This window comes from Neisseria sp. HMSC03D10 (assembly GCF_001807625.1).
Lineage (GTDB): Bacteria > Pseudomonadota > Gammaproteobacteria > Burkholderiales > Neisseriaceae > Neisseria > Neisseria mucosa.
In genome coordinates this window covers 12,719-28,672 of the sequence record NZ_KV789497.1, presented here as the reverse complement: position 1 = coordinate 28,672, position 15,954 = coordinate 12,719, and the positions used below count along the sequence as shown (strand labels likewise).

The window sequence follows — 15,954 nt, the reverse complement described above, 5'->3', positions numbered from 1 at the left end:
TCGTCTGAAAACTGATTTTCAGACGACCTTTTATCATGATGGCGATGCTGTTGTTTTCTTATTTTTTGCGGCAAACGGTCCTTTTCCTTCGATAAGGGGTTGTTGCGCTTCAATCCGTTTTTCGCATTCCGCCATCAATTCAGCTTCTGTGCCGCTGCTGTGGGGGATGACGGGGTTGATGACGACGGTGATGGTGCCGGGGTGTTTGAGGAAGGAATTTTTCGGCCAAAATTCGCCGCTGTTGAGGGAGACGGGGACGATGTCCATTTCAAACATTTTCGCCATGCGCGCGCCGCCGAGTTTGTAGCGGCCTTTTTCGCCGGGCGGCAGGCGTGTGCCTTCGGGGAAGATGGTAATCCAGTAGCCTTCGTTTTTGCGCGCCATGCCTTGTTCCATCAGTTGTTTGCTGGCTTCGCGGCTGTTGCTGCGGTCTATGCCTATGGTTTTGACGAGTTTCAGTCCCCAGCCGAAGAAGGGGATTTTGAACAATTCGCGTTTGGCGACGTAAACCTGCGGCGGGAAGATTTCTTGCAGGGCAAGGGTTTCCCAGCCGCTTTGGTGTTTGGCGCAGATGATGGAGGGGCGGTCGGGGATGTTTTCGGCACCGATGAGGCGGTATTTGAGTCCGATGATGTGTTTGAGCGACCAGTTGAGGATGCGTACCCATATTTGCGCCATTTTGTGCGCGCCGCCTTGGACGGGCAGGGCGAGGAGCATGAAGGGGAAAAGTAAAATCAGGCTGGTGCTGAGGATGAACCAGTAGGTCAGGTTGCGGATGAGGAGCATGTTTTTACCTGTCGGATGGGTCGTCTGAAATCTTGTTTGGGCTTGAAACGGGGCGAAACAGGGTTTCAGACGACCTCGTGTATTTATGGGTTTGCCTGTCCGTCTGTAAGGTCTTGTGCGGACTCGTGCATGATGTATTGGGAGAAGGCGAGCAGGCTGTCGAAGACTTGGGTGTTTTCGGGTAATTCTTTTTCCTGTTGCGACAAGGTTTTCTTGCCTTTGCCGGTCAGGACGAGCGCGGTTTTGCCGCCGGCTTCGTGCATGGCTTGCAGGTCGCGCAGGCTGTCACCGACCAGCCAGGTTTCGGCAGGGTCGGCTTTGAAGCGTTCGAGGATGTCGTAAATCATGCCGGGCTTGGGTTTGCGGCAGTCGCAGTTGTCGGCGGCGGTGTGCGGGCAAAACCAGATGCCGTCGATTTCGCCGCCCGCCTGACGGACGAGGCGGTGCATTTTGGCGTGCATTTCGGTCAGGTCTTGGACGGTGAAGTATTTGCGGCCGATGCCGGATTGGTTGGTGGCGACGGCGATGTTGTAGCCTGCCTGCGTCAGGAAGGCGATGGCGTCCATACTGCCTTCGATGGGTATCCATTCGTCTACGGATTTGACGAAGTCGTCGCGGTCTTGGTTGATGACGCCGTCTCGGTCGAGGATGATGAGTTTCACGGATGTTCCTGTCAGAAGTTTGGGGTCGGTTTAGATATTAAGGTCGTCTGAAAACGGGTGGTTTGTTTATTCGGACGGTCTCCAACATATCTATGGTTTGGCTGATGTGGTGTTCTAATGTCGGGTTGTAGTTTAATGCCTGCATCGGGTCGGTAAGTTTATGTTTGCCTTGTTGTTTGAGGGCGGCCGCTTGGACGACGGCCTGGGCCAGTGTTTCGGGGCGGCTGCGCGAGAAGAAAAAGCCTGCTTCATCGTTCATGACTTCGGTACATGCCATGTTGTCGGAGAGGACGACGCGCGTGCCGCACAAGACGGATTCGACGCCGACCAGTCCGAAAGGCTCATACAGGGACGCCATGATGGTGAAGTCGGCGGCGCGGTAGAGTTCGGGCATGTTTTTGCAGAAACCCAGTTCGACGACGTTTTTCATGGGACGCGGCAGCGGCGAACCGGCGACGGCGAGTTTGACGGGCAGGTCGGTGTGTTCGAAAAAGTCCGCCAGCAAATCGAGTCCTTTGCGCTTGTGGCCGGTCGAGGGGAACAGGAACACGGTTTCGTCGTCCTGAAAGCCGTATTTCGCGCGGACGGCGGCGGTTTCATCGGGGGCGGGATAGAAGCGGGCGGTGTCGGCGGGCGGGTGGATGACGTGGATTTTTTCGGACGGCACGCCGTAGAGCGCGGTCAGTTCGCGCTGCATCAGGTGCGAATGTGCCATGATGGATTTGGCCGTCGCGTAGTTGCTGCGGTTGCGGCGGATGGTGAGGCGGTCGAGCAGGCCTGTTTTTTGCTCCATGTTATGCAGGTAGCCCAAGTGTGTGCCGCCGCAGGCGAATATATCCGCATGGTCGCAGGGGTTGCAGGCAATAAGCAGGTTGGTTTCGCGGCGGACTTTTTTGAAGGCGCGGCTGAAGAAGAACGGCCGCAGTTTTTTGGGCATGAGGGTTTGATTGACAAGGCAGGCGTTGACTAGGGCGTATTCTGCCGTGCTTGTGTCGATTTTGGCGGCGTAAGCGTTGATGTTGATATTTTGCGCGCTCAAACCGCGGATCAGGTCGAAGGCATAACTTTCCATGCCGCCTCCATGCCGGAGGCAATTAATGGTCAAGTCGATTGTTTTAATCATTTTTTGACTGTTCCAAATGGTTTTTCCATTGCTCAAACGCTGCCTGAAAGACGGGTTTGAGGCGTTTGTAGATTTCGGGGGTGTTGGGGACGTGGTAGAAGCCGCCGAGCGACGGGGTGTCGAGGGTGCGGACGTAGTCTTCTAAGAATGCGCCGTAGCCGTCTTCTTCATTGTCGTAGTAATAGGTGGTGAATTGCCGCCCTTGTTCGGTGAAGTCGTCGGGCGTGAGCGCGCCGTCCATGTGTTTGAGCAGGAAGCGGCGACCGCTGGTTCTGCCTTTGAGCATATTGGCGAAATCTTCCGCGCTTTCGGGGGCGGTTTGCCAAACGGGATTCGCCAGCCCTGCCTGCGCCGCCCATATCCAGTACATGCCGATATGCGTGGCGGCGTTTTCGGACGGCAGGCCTTCGGGATATTCTTCGTCTAGGTGGAAGCGGATATTGTCGTACATGGACGGTCATGTGCTGTGATTCGGGGGGTGTTTATTGTAACGGAAAACGGGAGAGGTCGTCTGAAATCTGTCGGGACGTTTTTCAGACGACCTCTTTGTTAATAGGGGGAGTATGCTGCGGCCTGGTATGAAAACATGATATACTTCTTTTTATTTCAACCGCCTAGGATATGTCAGGGCGGTTTGTTTCGTTTGAACATTCTGAAAGTCCCTTATGTCCCAATCCACCCCCGCCCCGCTGGGCGAAAAGCAAATGGCGGTTTTGATGGCGATGTTGGTTGCCCTGATGCCGTTTTCGGTCGATGCCTACCTGCCCGCCATTCCTGAAATGGCGCAATCTTTGAGCGCGGATATCCACCGTATCGAGCAGAGTTTGGTTTTGTTTATGTTCGGTGTGGCGTTCGGGCAGGTTGTCGGCGGCGCGGTTTCGGACATCAAGGGGCGCAAACCTGTGGCTTTGGTCGGTTTGAGCATTTATTTTGCGGCCGTTGTCGCGCTGACGATGGTGCAGTCGGTGGACGGGCTGTTGAACCTGCGTGCCGTACAGGCGTTCGGAGCGGGGATGACGGTGGTCATCGTCGGGGCGATGGTGCGCGATTATTATTCGGGCAGGGAGGCGGCGCAAATGTTTGCCTTAATCGGCATTATCCTGATGGTCGTGCCGCTGATTGCACCTATGTTCGGCTCTCTGTTGCAGGAATTGGGCGGCTGGCGTTTTATTTTCGGTTTTTTGGCGGCGTATTCGTTTGTTTTGTTCATCTTGGTGTTTGCTTTCTTGCCGCGTCCAAAGCAGACGGGCAAAATCGGGATGGACATTTTCGGACTAGTGGCGGGCAGGTTCGCCAGAGTGCTGAAGACGCGGGCGGCGATGGGCTATCTGTTTTTTCAAGCGTTCAGCTTTGCCTCGATGTTTGCATTTTTGACGGAATCGTCTTTTGTTTACCAAAAACTGTACCATGTTACACCGCGCCAATACGCTTGGGTGTTTGCGCTGAACATCCTCACGATGGCTTCGTTTAACCGCATCACGGCATGGCGGCTGAAAACGGGGGCGCACCCGCAAAGTATTTTGAAATGGGGCATTATCGTGCAGTTTGTGGCGAACCTGACGATGGTACTGCTGGTCTGGTCGATGGGACTGCCGCCGATGTGGGCTTTGGTGCTTTGTGTAATGTTTTCGGTAGGCACGCAGGGCTTGGTCGGCGCGAACACGCAGGCTTGCTTTATGGCTTATTTCAAGCAGGAAAGCGGCAGCGCAAACGCGGTATTGGGCGTGTTCCAATCCATCATCGGCGCAAGCGTGGGGCTGTTGGCGACGCGGCTGCACAATGGTTCTGCGTTGGTGATGGCGGGCATGATGCTGACCTCGACGGCGTGCGGGATTGTGTTGCTTTGGCTCTGCTCGCATCAGGCTTGGAAAGAAAACAATAAAAGCGAATATGTGTGAATCGTGAACGGCAAAAGGTCGTCTGAAATCTTCAGACGACCTTTTGCTTGCGGTAGACATTTAATGGCCTAAATTCAAAAAGGACGACAGCCGTCAAAACGGTGCGTGGGAAATAAAATCCCTCTTTTAATTCAGTCCACTATCATCCTGCTTATTTTGCAGGAGCTTGTTCTGTCGGAGTGGCTGCGGGTGCGGTTTGGGTTGCAGCCTGACCTTGTTCGCCCAACGCATTGGTTTCGGCATCGGCAGAAGTGGCTTCAGTTGTTGCAGCTTCGGCGGCTTTGTCTTGTTTCAATTCGTTGGCTTGTTTTTTAGCTTTATTGGCTTTTTTGTGAACGTGTTCTGCCTTAGCGGCTTTGCCGGAAGCAGGTTGGGCCATAGCCACAGGAGCAGCGATCAGACCGGCAGAAACAAGAACGAGAGAGGTCAATTTAGACAATGTTTTCATGTGTAATATCCTTTCGGGAAATTTGTCTGATAAAATCATTCCGTCAAATGCCAAATGGCAATTTGCGTAAAGACAACCGCATAACCACTTGGTGCGATTGAGTTTTTATTGTAACGGTTTGTTTGTAAACCGAAGTCAGCTCGAGCGAAATTGAAATAAAGTTTCAAAAGGAGGGTTAACCCCTTTGTCCTGCTTTATTAATCGCACCTCATAGCTTGATTGTTTAAATTTATATATTTCATGGCATTACATCCGATGATTTTCGAACACCCCCGATTCCGCAATGCATCCTACATCCTGATGGGGCTTGCCCTGCTTGCGGTGCTGTATTTCCACTTTTTGCCGCTTTTGCTCGCCGTGATACTGACCTACGTCTTCATCACCAAGACCAACGGCCTGATTCTTTGGCTGCGCCGCCGTACGCTCGCGCGCAATACGTTTTTGCACAAATCGCTCAACGCGCACAATATCAACCTGATTTCGACCACGCTGACCATAGGCATCGTATTGACGGTTATCCTCTTGATGTCGCTGGGGATTTACCACCTGATTCACGGCGGGCACATCACCGTGATGCTGACCAAGCTGGCGGCGATTTTGGAAGACACAAAAAACAGCAGCAGCCTGCCGCCATCGGTTTTGAACATGCTGCCCAACAATACCGCCGAAATCAAAGCCTATGCGGTCAAATTGATTGAAGAATACAGTGCTGCGCTGACGCGCATCAGCAAAAACAGCTTCACCTCGTTCGTGTATATCCTTATCGGCATCATCATCGGCGCAATGCTCAGTTTCCACCGCCTCAACATGCGCAAAAACCGCCGCAAAATGCCGCCCTTCAAGGCAGAGCTGGTGCGGCGGATTGTGAACTTCGAAACCAGCTTCGAGCGCGTGTTTCTGGCGCAGGTCAAAATCTCACTGATCGATACCGCGCTGACGGGCGTGTACCTTTATCTGATTCTGCCGCTTTTCGGCGTGGAGTTGCCGTTTAAACTAACCGTGTTAGTCATCGCCTTCATCGTTGGACTGATTCCCGTCGCGGGCAACCTGATTTCCAACACCATCATTATCATCTTGAGCCTCGGCGCATCTTTATATGTGGCAGTCGCTTCGCTGGTGTTTCTGGTCGTCATCCACAAGCTCGAATATTTTCTGAACGCGAAAATCATCGGCTCAGAAATCGAATCGAGCGCATGGGAATTGCTGGTGGCGATGGTCGTGTTCGAACGGATTTTCGGCGTCGGCGGCATCATCGTCGCACCGGTTTATTATGCGTATCTGAAGAATGAGTTGAAACAGCAGAAGCTGATTTGAGTTGATGCGGTAATACAGAGAGGTCGTCTGAAAAGCTCGAAATAGGTTTTTCAGACGACCTTTTTTCAGCTACGGCAACCTGATCCCTTCCCACGGCTGGTGAGGGAAGGTTAGGATGGGGGTGGCTTGCGGATATACGGTATAAGGGGCAAGAGCCACACTCTCTCCAATTCTCTCCAGCCGGACGGGAGAGGACGGATTCTCGCGGGCGAAGCCCACGCTACGGTTACCCTTCACCCAAGAACAAACAATTCCCGCCCGTGCGCCTTCAGCCAACTTTTAGCATTGTCGGTATGCGGCGTCAGCGTGTTCACCAAATGCCAAAAGCGCGGACTGTGGTCGGGGTGGCGGAGGTGGCAGAGTTCGTGGATGCAGACATAGTCGGCGACGTACTCGGGCGCGCCGATCAGCCGCCAGTTGAGGCGGATGCCGGTGTGCGGGCGGCATACGCCCCAAAAGGTTTTGGCGTTGCTCAGGTCTGTGGCAGCGGGCGTCAGCCCTGTTTCGGCTGCGTGTTTTTCAAGGCGGGGCAGCAGGTATTCGCGGGCGCGTTCGTTCAACAGGCGGCGCAGGTGGTCGATTTGTGCGGCAGTTTCTTTTCTGGGAAGCAGGATTTCAGACGACGTGATGCGGATATGGCTTTGGCTGTGGGTATCCAGCTTGGTCTTTACTCCCAGATACCAAATCCACTCGGGTAAGTTTGGGTGGGAAACAGGATGTACGGGCGTTTTGGCAAGTGTATTCCGCAAAATCGTTTCGTTTGCCGCCAGCCAGTTTGCCAACGCGTGGTCTTGAAAGAAGGGTGGGACGTTGATGCTGACCGTTTGCGTATTGACGGGGCGAAGAATCAGATTTTTCTTGGCACTGCGTTTGAGTTCGACGGTGATTTGCGTGCCGTCGGCAAGGGTGTGGAGGAGGTGTGTCATGGTTTCGGAAGAATGGATTTTAGGCGGAGGATATAGCGTTTGCATCGTGGAATGCAAGCGAAAGGTCGTCTGAAACATCTTTTCAGACGACCTTTGCCGTTTCCATTAAAATACCGTATTCCCATTTTTCAGACGGCCTCTTCCTATGTTTCCCGACCAATCCGCCCCCAATCTGCTGCAAGGCTTAAACCCCGAACAACTTTCCGCCGTAACCTGGCCGCCGCAATCCGCCCTCGTTTTGGCGGGCGCGGGTAGCGGCAAAACGCGAGTGCTGACCACGCGCATCGCATGGCTGCTGCAAACCGGTCAGGCAAGCGTACACAGCATTATGGCGGTAACGTTTACCAACAAAGCCGCCAAAGAAATGCAAACCCGACTCGGCGCGATGATTCCCATCAACGTCCGCGCCATGTGGCTCGGCACGTTTCACGGTCTCTGCCACCGCTTTCTACGGCTGCACCACCGCGATGCCGGTCTGCCGTCTTCCTTTCAAATCCTCGACAGCGGCGACCAGCTTTCCCTCATCAAACGCCTGCTCAAAACCCTCAACATCGCCGAAGAAATCATCGCGCCGCGTTCGCTGCAAGGCTTTATCAACGCGCAAAAAGAATCCGGTTTGCGCGCTTCCGTGTTGAGCGCGCCAGACCCGCACACAAGCCGCATGATTGAATGCTACGCCGAATACGACAAAATCTGCCAACGCGAAGGCGTGGTCGATTTCGCCGAACTCATGCTGCGCAGCTACGAAATGCTGCAAAGCAACGAAATCCTGCGCCAGCACTACCAAAACCGCTTCAACCACATTCTGGTCGACGAGTTCCAAGACACCAACAAACTGCAATACGCCTGGCTGAAACTCATGGCGGGCGGCAACGCGGCAGTCTTTGCCGTCGGCGACGACGACCAAAGCATCTACCGATTCCGCGGCGCGCACGTCGGCAACATGACCGCGCTGATGGAAGAATTCCACATCGACGCGCCCGTCAAACTCGAACAAAACTACCGCTCCGTCGGCAACATCCTCGCCGCCGCCAACGCCGTCATCGAAAACAACGACGAACGCCTCGGCAAAAACCTGCGCACCGACGCCGAAGCAGGCGACAAAATCCGCTACTACTCCGCCTTTACCGACCTCGAAGAAGCCCAATTCATCGTGGACGAAACCAAAGCCCTCGAACGCGAAGGCTGGGATTTGGACGAAATCGCCGTCCTCTACCGCAGCAACGCCCAATCCCGCGTTATCGAACAAAGCCTGTTCCGCAGCGGCATACCCTACAAAATCTACGGCGGACTGCGCTTTTACGAACGCCAAGAAATCAAACACGCGCTCGCCTACCTGCGCCTGGCCGTCAATCCCGACGACGACAACGCCCTCTTGCGCGTCATCAACTTCCCCCCGCGCGGCATCGGCGCACGCACCATCGAAAACCTTCAGACGGCCTCAAGCGAACAAGGCATCACCCTTTGGCAGGCAGCCTGCAACGCCGGCGCAAAAGCCGCCAAAATCGCCGCCTTCGTCCGCCTCATCGAAGCCCTGCGCAACCAAGTCGGACAACTGCCCCTGCCCGAAATCATCGTCGGCATCCTCAAAGACAGCGGCCTGACCGAACACTACCGAACCCAAAAAGGCGACAACCAAGACCGCCTCGACAACCTTGACGAACTCGTCAACGCCGCCATCGAGTTCAAACCCGAAGACAGCAACTTCGAAATCCTGCCCGACAACGTTTCAGACGACCCCGCCTTCCCCATCCTCGCCTTCCTAAGCAACGCCGCCCTCGAATCCGGCGAAAACCAAGCAGGCGCGGGCGAAAAAGCCGTCCAACTCATGACCGTCCACGCCGCCAAAGGCTTGGAATTCAACGCCGTCTTCCTCACCGGCATGGAAGAAGGCCGCTTCCCCAGCGAAATGAGCCTTGCCGAACGCGGCGGCCTCGAAGAAGAACGCCGCCTCATGTACGTCGCCATCACCCGCGCCCGCAAACGCCTCTACATCACCATGGCGCAGCAAAGAATGCTGCACGGACAAACCCAATTCGGCATCGTCTCCCGCTTCGTCGAAGAAATCCCCCCCGAAGTGCTGCACTACCTGTCCGTCAAAAAAACCGCCTACGACAGCTACGGCAACCCGCGCCAAACCGCCGCGTCCAAAGACAAAATCATCGACGACTACAAACAGCCGCAAACCTACGCAGGCTTCCGCATCGGACAAAACGTCCGCCACGCCAAATTCGGCACCGGCGTGATTATCGATGCCGTGGACAAAGGCGAATCCGCCCGACTGACCATCAACTTCGGCAAACAGGGCGTCAAAGAGCTGGATACCAAATTTGCGAAATTGGAAGAGATGTGAAAGAGGGATGGCAGGGGTCGTCTGAAACCCGTAGCGTGGGCTTTGCCCACAAATCAAACCCAAAATTTCAGACGACCTCTTTTAGCCGTCATTCCTAATCTTTGTAGAAATGAAAGTAGTGAAAAATTGGCATGATCAGCCTTATGGGATAATCATGCCAAATATTGTTTCTTTTTATTAAGACATATAGGTATAATTGCACGAGAAATTAATCATTAAAAAGTATATCTTTTATATTAGATGATTAATTCTTAATCAAAAAATACTCTTTGGGAAATGTATTGTGACTACATCAAACAAACCATCTTTGTATCAACAATTAAAAGAATCTCCTCTACAGACTGATATTGGAGAATTTTCTTTTTCAAGTGAACAACTAGGTAATGGAGGGAATTCTACAGTTTTCTTATTTGAAAGAAATGGAAAAAAATATGCTATTAAGTTCTTAACTGTTAATGGCGATGAGCGAAAATTAAAAAGGTTTATAGATGAGTATTTTACGTTTGCTCAATGTCCGTCTCATGAAAACATCTTGCCTCAATATCATTTTGACAAGATAAAAATAAATGATGATTTTTACTATATCATTATTTCTAAAAAATTTGATTACTCCTTAAAAAAATTTAAGGAGATTTTTTTAGATAATATTAAAGATAACCAAGAAAAAATTGAAAATATTGAATTAATATTCAATTTGCTTTACAAAGGCATTCGTCATTTACATCATAACTCAATCATACATAGGGATTTGAAGCCTGAAAATATTTATATCAATATAAAAGAAAATAAAATTGAAGATTTAGTTATAGGGGATTTTGGAATTGCTCATTTCGATCCCGAATTATACGATAGATTGTCTGAGACAAGAGGTGGGGAAAGGCTAGCTAATTATAAATTTAGTGCTCCTGAACAATCAGTCCCTGGAGGAGAAACAACTTTCGCTAGTGATATTTTTGCATTAGGTCAAATCATACAATGGTTGATAACAGGGGATACACATGAAGGTAGCAGAAGAATGAGGGCTTTACCTGATCATCCATTTTTTGATGCAATCATTGATAAATGTTTAGCCAGTAGGCAGGAGGATAGATTCCAATCTATCGATGAGATCAATGAAGAAATTAGAAATTTAGATGGTGATAGAGAAAGATTTTTACGGGAGCAGAGTTTTGAAAAGAGAGTTTGGGATGCTATCTATGATTTGGACAAGATTATCAGACAAACATGTACTACTATACGAAGAATAGAAACTTTAGAGAATCCCAAATTAATTGAGGAATTTTTAAATAATTTTAATGGAATTAATACAAGAGAAAATTTTTGGTGTAAGAATCAAGATGGGGGCGATAATCATGCCGAAAATTGGAATAAAAAAGATGATTTATGGATAATGGGGGATTTAAAAGATGGTTTTGGAGTAGAGTGTAAAATTGATAAGATACATGTTTACAGAGGAGATACTCCGTATAAAAACTTTTTCATTATACAAACAGCCCCAATTCCCAAATTTGAATATTTGGATATTAATGGTAATCCTATTCAAAGAAGTGAGCCTGAGTACTATAAAGATCGTGCCTATTTTTTTGAGGGTAAGTGTATTGATCCTAGAGAAGCTGACCACGGATATTATCGCGATAGTACAGGAGTATCCATAGAGTTGACGAAAGAAAATCATTATGAATTGGAAAGGATTTTAATTAAATATGGATTTATGGTGGCACCTATTGAAACTCCGATCAACAAGATACATCCGGACACAATAGCAAGTATTTTTATAAAGGCTGTTATTGAAAATGATGGGTTAACTGAAGAATTGGTTGATTTGTTTGAGGAAAAAACTCGAGATAAGTATGGTTGGGCAATTAAAGGGTGTTTGTAAATTTATAAGTTTTTATTTTTGAATAAGGATTGTTTAAAAACCTAAATCGTTTTTTCAGACGACCTTTGCTTTGAAACGGTCATTGCCCGTTTGGGTTTTATAGCTATTCTTTGGTTCAAGGTTTTTCAAACGGCTTGCGTGGGCAAAGCCCACGCTACGGTGCGGCAGCGCGTCGATACTGTCTTGCCGATCGGGTTCGATTGCTTCTTAACCTGCTGCCATCATTCCCGCGCAGGCGGCAATCCAGACCTTGGCATTTTGGGAATATTTCAAGGCTGCTGCAAATTCTAACTTATGGATTTTTGCGTATTTTCCTTTCGTCGGCGGGAATGGGAATAACGGCAATGGTAGAGCAAGGCGGGCATTTGAGGTGGGGTGGGTCAAGATTCAAAAAGCTGCTGAATAGTGGTTCAAGCAAATTATTCGAAAGGTCGTCTGAAAGCCTAAATCTGTCTTTCAGACGACCTTAATGGGTGTATTCGGCTTTCTGTTCCCTTGTTGGCGCAATAAAGGCTAACATATGCTCTTTTGATGGATATTCTCTGCTGGGATTCGGGCAAGCCTTCAACAATGATCTTTTTATCCACTCTTCCTACGGAGATAACACAATGAAAATAAAGCTATTGTTTTCTGCTTTGGCTCTGTCTGCATTGATGATGGATGCTCAGGCGCATGTTACGATTCGCAATTATTCTAATGGTGTTGATAGTATTTCTGGAAAATCAGACCATTTCCGCCTGAATGTGCCGACCAATCGCGGTAAGGCGGTAACCGGGGTAAAAATGGTGGTTGCCGAAGGTGTGAAACTGTTGTTCATTCATCCTGTTCCGGGTTGGACTTATAAAACAGAAAAAGATGCGGAAGGCAATATCGTCAGCATTACTTACAAAGGCCGTATGGAGGCAGGCGAATTTACTTCGTTCCCGTTTATCGCGCTGAATCCTAAAGGCGATGTATCAGTGAAATACAAAGCGTATGTAACCTACGCAGATGGCGTTGTTGTGCCGTTTGACGGTTCGGAAGAGGCAAAAGGCTATCAACCGACGATTCATCTGAAATAACAGTCGGGTACGTTTGCCCTAATGCCGACGGAACAATCAGGATATTGAACTACTTGGCAAGCGGGCTATAACGTTCTTTCTACTAAAAAGGTCGTCTGAAAACCTGAATTGGTTTTCAGACGACCTTTGCTTTGGGACTGGGCTATGCTTTGTCCTCTTCGTTTTCCACCGCTTTGGGCGGAACGGGTGCGAACCAGCCGACCAGAAGCAGCAGCACGCCGACGATGATGAAGGAGGCGATGCGGGCGATGCCGCCGCTGTTGGAAAGCTCGATGAGGAAGAGCTTGACGACGACAATCGCCATCAGCGCCGCGCCGGTTATCCAGAAGGGGCGCAGTTTGCGGCGGTTGCCGTACACCATCAGGATGATGGCGGTAACCGCCCACACGACGGAGAGGCTGGCTTGCAGGCCGAAGGATTGGAGCATGATGTCGAGGCGCCAAGTGATGCCGTCGTAGAAGTGCCACAGGCGCATCACACCCGCGCTGATGACCATGAATGCGAGGGCGGCGACGCCGGGCGTGTTCACGCGGCGGTATTCCGCAGGCAGGGCTTCGGGCAGGGACTTCAGGGCAAACCACAGCATTCCGGCGCAGGCGAGTTCCAGCGGGTTAAGCAGCGGGATATACGGCAACGGCGCGGGTTGGAACGGGGTAGAGAAGTTCGTCCATATCATCCAACTTGCCGATGCAAGGGCGGCTATCGGCAGGGCGGAATGCTGATAGGCGGCTTGATGTCGTCTGAAAAAGCCGCGCTGCCGCTGCGTATGAAGGACGACCCACATGATCAGCGGTACGGCAAGCCACGAGAGCTGCGACCAAACGCCGTCGAGACGATTGCCGACATACATTCCTGCCCAAAGCGACCAAAGGATACCGAGCAGGATGATGTTGAGTTTGTGCAAGCCGATAGGCGCATTAGTTTGGCGGTTATTCAGGATGACGAAGTTCAACACGGTGGCGGCGGCAAGCGGCAGGGCTGCGGCGGCCGTCCATAGGTGTTCGAGATGATAGCCGATGAAGTGCAGGGCAAACAGGGGCAGGAATGCCAAGGTCGTCTGAAAAAGCTCTTTCCAGTTCAAACGGTTGGCAAGCAACAGTAAGGTGGTGAATATCGGCAATGCCCAAAGCTCGATAAACAGGGTTTCTTCGCCCGTCCATTGGGTATAGGTGGCGAAGCCGCCCAACATCAGGGCGATAACGAGGATAGCCCAGCCCGCAATTTGCGAGAACGGGAGGGTTTGGTCTTGTTTGTCTTGGTTTTCCGAAGCTTCGGTTTGGACGCGCGGATATTGCAGCATGTAGGCCGCGGCAAACAGCAGCGGCGCGGCGGCAAAGAGGTGCCAGTGTGTCAGGAAGCCGTTGGATTCATTATTAATCGAGGCTTGGAAGAGCAGGATAAAGATTGCATTGCCCAAGGCGAATGTGCTGAACACGTCCGACTTGCCTTTGCCTCGGCAGAACGCCCAAGCTGCCACCAAAGCAGAGAAAATGATGATGCTGCCGCGTTCCGCGAAAAACAGTAAAGGCAGGATGGATGTGTAGAGCAGGGCGGCGCAGAGGGTTGCGTTTTGAAGCGTGTGTTCCCAGTGTGCCGAGCCTTTACGGCGGTAGAGGTGCCACTGCAGGTAAATTGCTGCGCCGCCGAACAGGGTCAGCAGGGTGGTAAACCATTGACCTTGCAGGATGGTGGATCCTCCCTCCTGATAACCGCTCAGTTGGGTCAGCGCCGCCAGCAGATAAACGACGAGCGCACCCAAACGCATATGCGGACGCTGTTGGCGCAGCCCGAAGAAATACACGAGCGCGGATTCTACCGTCCACAGGATGACGGTGTTGCCGCGTTCAAAGTAAAGTGGAACGGCGAGCGTGAGGAACAGCAGCGACAGGGCAACAAACACCTGACGCAGGATATACAAACCCTGTTGCCGTTTCAGCATCAGCGCGGCAAGTCCGTAAACGGCGGCGAAGCCCAGCGCGGAGAATGCGTCCGCAGACGGCCAGTGTTCCACCATGCGGTATTGCAGTCCGAACGCCGCCGCCATCGTGCCGAACAATAAAGTATGATCGAGGACGTGGACGCGCAGGCCGTGGGAGCAGATGCTGTTCCAAATTTCTTCCAGCGTCGCATTGTCGGCAACGGGCGCGAGCGTGTCTTCGCGGTTTTCCGTCAGCTTGCGGCGGGCGAACAGATAGGCAATGAAGGTGTAGAGCAGCCAGTGGTAAATCAGGAAAGGCTCGGTGGTGGCGAAATGCTGCGGCGTATAGCTTTGCATGCCCCACAACGCGGCGATGGAGAAGGTTCCGGCGAAACCCGTCAGGTTCAGCGGCCGCCATGCCTTAAACCAGGCAATCGCCGCTACGCCGGCATTGAGCAGGGAAAGGTAGGAGAACAGCACCAAATAATTGCCGCTGCCGTCCGATACCAGGATGGGCGCCGCCAGACCGCCGACCAAGGAAACCTGCGCCATAATCTGCGCGTTCTGCCTGATCGCCAGCAACGCCATTAATACGACCATCGCCACCATCAGCACGAACACGATCGGTGCGGGCAGCAGCGGATGCAGTTTCAATGCCGCCAAAGCGGTCAGATACATCACCGCCACGCCGAAGCCTTGCAACACCAGGCCGTATTCGCGTTTGCGGCTTTGCAGCTTCCAGCCGCCGATGACCGCCGCCAGACCCGCACCTGCTACGGTCAGGTAACGCATTTCCACCGGTACATAAATCCGCTCGGAGGCATAGCGCAAGAGGAACGCCAAGCCGAGGAACAGCACCACGATACCGGTTTTCAGCAGCGGATTGCCGCGCAGGAACCAAGCAACAATGGGATTTTCGGAGAATTTGAAATCGAAACCTTCCTCTTTATGGATAACGGTTTCACGAGAATCTGCGTCGATGTTTTCTGATGTATTTTCAGACGACATCGGCACTTCGTTTTCAGACGACGTTTGCAGGACAGGCGCGTCTTGTTTGTGTTCGTCTTCTTGAATAGCGGAAACTTGGGCAGGTGTTTCGACGCTTTCTGCGTACAGAGCAGGTTCGGGCTGCACGGAAGGTTCGGCGGAAACAGGGGTAGAAAAAGAGGGCGCGGTAACCGGTTCGATATGCGGCTCGACAGGCGCATTGTCCGCAGTTGCGACAGGTTCAACCTTCTCATGAAGCGGCGCAGGGGTCGTCTGAATATCGTCGGCATGTTCGGACAAAACAGCGCGCAGTTTCCTAGCCTGCCCGACTTCTGCTTTATCATGAACGGTTTCTTGTTCCAAAGCCGTCAAACGCAGCTTCAGCAACTCGATTTCTTTTTCCAGGTTTTGCAGTTTTGCATCATGTTCTTCCTGACGCGGTTTGCCGAGTTCCCGCGCAAACAACCATAAAATAGAGCCGAAAATGACGCCGACGGTCATTTCGTCAAGAAAATAGCCAATGAGGATGGGGATGAGTAGGCAGAAATACTGCATAAAACACCTGTCCGATAACGGTAAAAATATGCCAATTGTAGCAT

General features: G+C 51.6%; 13 protein-coding genes. 5 read left to right on the top strand and 8 right to left on the bottom strand.

Annotated features, from left to right (window positions below; all coding sequences use genetic code 11):
• Positions 1–33 precede the first annotated feature (33 nt).
• The 4 genes from HMPREF3066_RS01815 to HMPREF3066_RS01800 form a co-directional block, all read right to left on the bottom strand.
• Complete coding sequence (locus tag HMPREF3066_RS01815; RefSeq protein WP_070440072.1) at positions 34–786, bottom strand: lysophospholipid acyltransferase family protein; 753 nt, start codon at positions 784–786, stop codon at positions 34–36.
• Between the two features lie 83 nt (positions 787–869).
• The gene (gene gmhB / locus HMPREF3066_RS01810) at positions 870–1,448 is read right to left on the bottom strand and encodes a D-glycero-beta-D-manno-heptose 1,7-bisphosphate 7-phosphatase (protein ID WP_045075091.1); all 579 of its coding nucleotides are present in this window, start codon (positions 1,446–1,448) and stop codon (positions 870–872) included.
• 37 nt (positions 1,449–1,485) lie between these two features.
• Positions 1,486–2,571: a glycosyltransferase family 4 protein gene (locus HMPREF3066_RS01805; RefSeq protein WP_070440070.1), complete on the bottom strand. Its 1,086-nt coding sequence runs from the start codon at positions 2,569–2,571 to the stop codon at positions 1,486–1,488.
• Positions 2,564–3,022, bottom strand: a complete 459-nt coding sequence (locus tag HMPREF3066_RS01800; protein WP_070440069.1) for a DUF7832 domain-containing protein — start codon at positions 3,020–3,022, stop codon at positions 2,564–2,566. Before HMPREF3066_RS01800 ends, HMPREF3066_RS01805 begins: the two co-directional genes overlap by 8 nt.
• Before the next feature lie 214 nt (positions 3,023–3,236).
• On the opposite strand from HMPREF3066_RS01800, the gene HMPREF3066_RS01795 reads away from it, so the two are divergent.
• The gene (locus tag HMPREF3066_RS01795) at positions 3,237–4,469 is read left to right on the top strand and encodes a multidrug effflux MFS transporter (protein WP_070440067.1); all 1,233 of its coding nucleotides are present in this window, start codon (positions 3,237–3,239) and stop codon (positions 4,467–4,469) included.
• 151 nt (positions 4,470–4,620) lie between these two features.
• Here the strand turns inward: HMPREF3066_RS01795 and HMPREF3066_RS01790 are convergent, their stop codons facing one another.
• Entirely contained in the window at positions 4,621–4,917 is a 297-nt protein-coding gene (locus tag HMPREF3066_RS01790) for a hypothetical protein (RefSeq protein WP_039407352.1), read from the bottom strand.
• Between the two features lie 255 nt (positions 4,918–5,172).
• Here HMPREF3066_RS01790 and HMPREF3066_RS01785 point away from each other — a divergent pair, with 255 nt between their 5' ends.
• Positions 5,173–6,231: an AI-2E family transporter gene (locus HMPREF3066_RS01785; protein ID WP_070440098.1), complete on the top strand. Its 1,059-nt coding sequence runs from the start codon at positions 5,173–5,175 to the stop codon at positions 6,229–6,231.
• A gap of 233 nt (positions 6,232–6,464) precedes the next feature.
• Here the strand turns inward: HMPREF3066_RS01785 and HMPREF3066_RS01780 are convergent, their stop codons facing one another.
• Positions 6,465–7,157: a YgjP family zinc-dependent metalloprotease gene (locus HMPREF3066_RS01780; protein ID WP_070440097.1), complete on the bottom strand. Its 693-nt coding sequence runs from the start codon at positions 7,155–7,157 to the stop codon at positions 6,465–6,467.
• 145 nt (positions 7,158–7,302) lie between these two features.
• Between HMPREF3066_RS01780 and uvrD the strand changes: the two genes are divergently transcribed.
• Together uvrD and HMPREF3066_RS01770 are read left to right on the top strand one after the other, a co-directional pair.
• Positions 7,303–9,510, top strand: a complete 2,208-nt coding sequence (gene uvrD, locus HMPREF3066_RS01775; RefSeq protein WP_070440065.1) for a DNA helicase II — start codon at positions 7,303–7,305, stop codon at positions 9,508–9,510.
• A 283-nt stretch (positions 9,511–9,793) separates the two neighbouring features.
• Complete coding sequence (locus HMPREF3066_RS01770; RefSeq protein WP_168160644.1) at positions 9,794–11,389, top strand: protein kinase domain-containing protein; 1,596 nt, start codon at positions 9,794–9,796, stop codon at positions 11,387–11,389.
• Between the two features lie 207 nt (positions 11,390–11,596).
• Here HMPREF3066_RS01770 and HMPREF3066_RS13055 read toward each other — a convergent pair whose 3' ends face one another.
• Positions 11,597–11,773, bottom strand: coding sequence for a hypothetical protein (locus HMPREF3066_RS13055; protein ID WP_168160643.1), 177 nt, complete (start codon positions 11,771–11,773; stop codon positions 11,597–11,599).
• Positions 11,774–11,997: 224 nt separating this feature from the next.
• Between HMPREF3066_RS13055 and HMPREF3066_RS01765 the strand changes: the two genes are divergently transcribed.
• Positions 11,998–12,450 carry a DUF1775 domain-containing protein gene (locus tag HMPREF3066_RS01765; RefSeq protein WP_070440063.1) on the top strand — a complete coding sequence of 151 codons (453 nt, stop codon included), beginning with the start codon at positions 11,998–12,000 and terminating at the stop codon, positions 12,448–12,450.
• A gap of 142 nt (positions 12,451–12,592) precedes the next feature.
• Here HMPREF3066_RS01765 and HMPREF3066_RS01760 read toward each other — a convergent pair whose 3' ends face one another.
• Positions 12,593–15,910 carry a DUF2339 domain-containing protein gene (locus HMPREF3066_RS01760; protein WP_070440060.1) on the bottom strand — a complete coding sequence of 1,106 codons (3,318 nt, stop codon included), beginning with the start codon at positions 15,908–15,910 and terminating at the stop codon, positions 12,593–12,595.
• Positions 15,911–15,954: the final 44 nt, after the last annotated feature.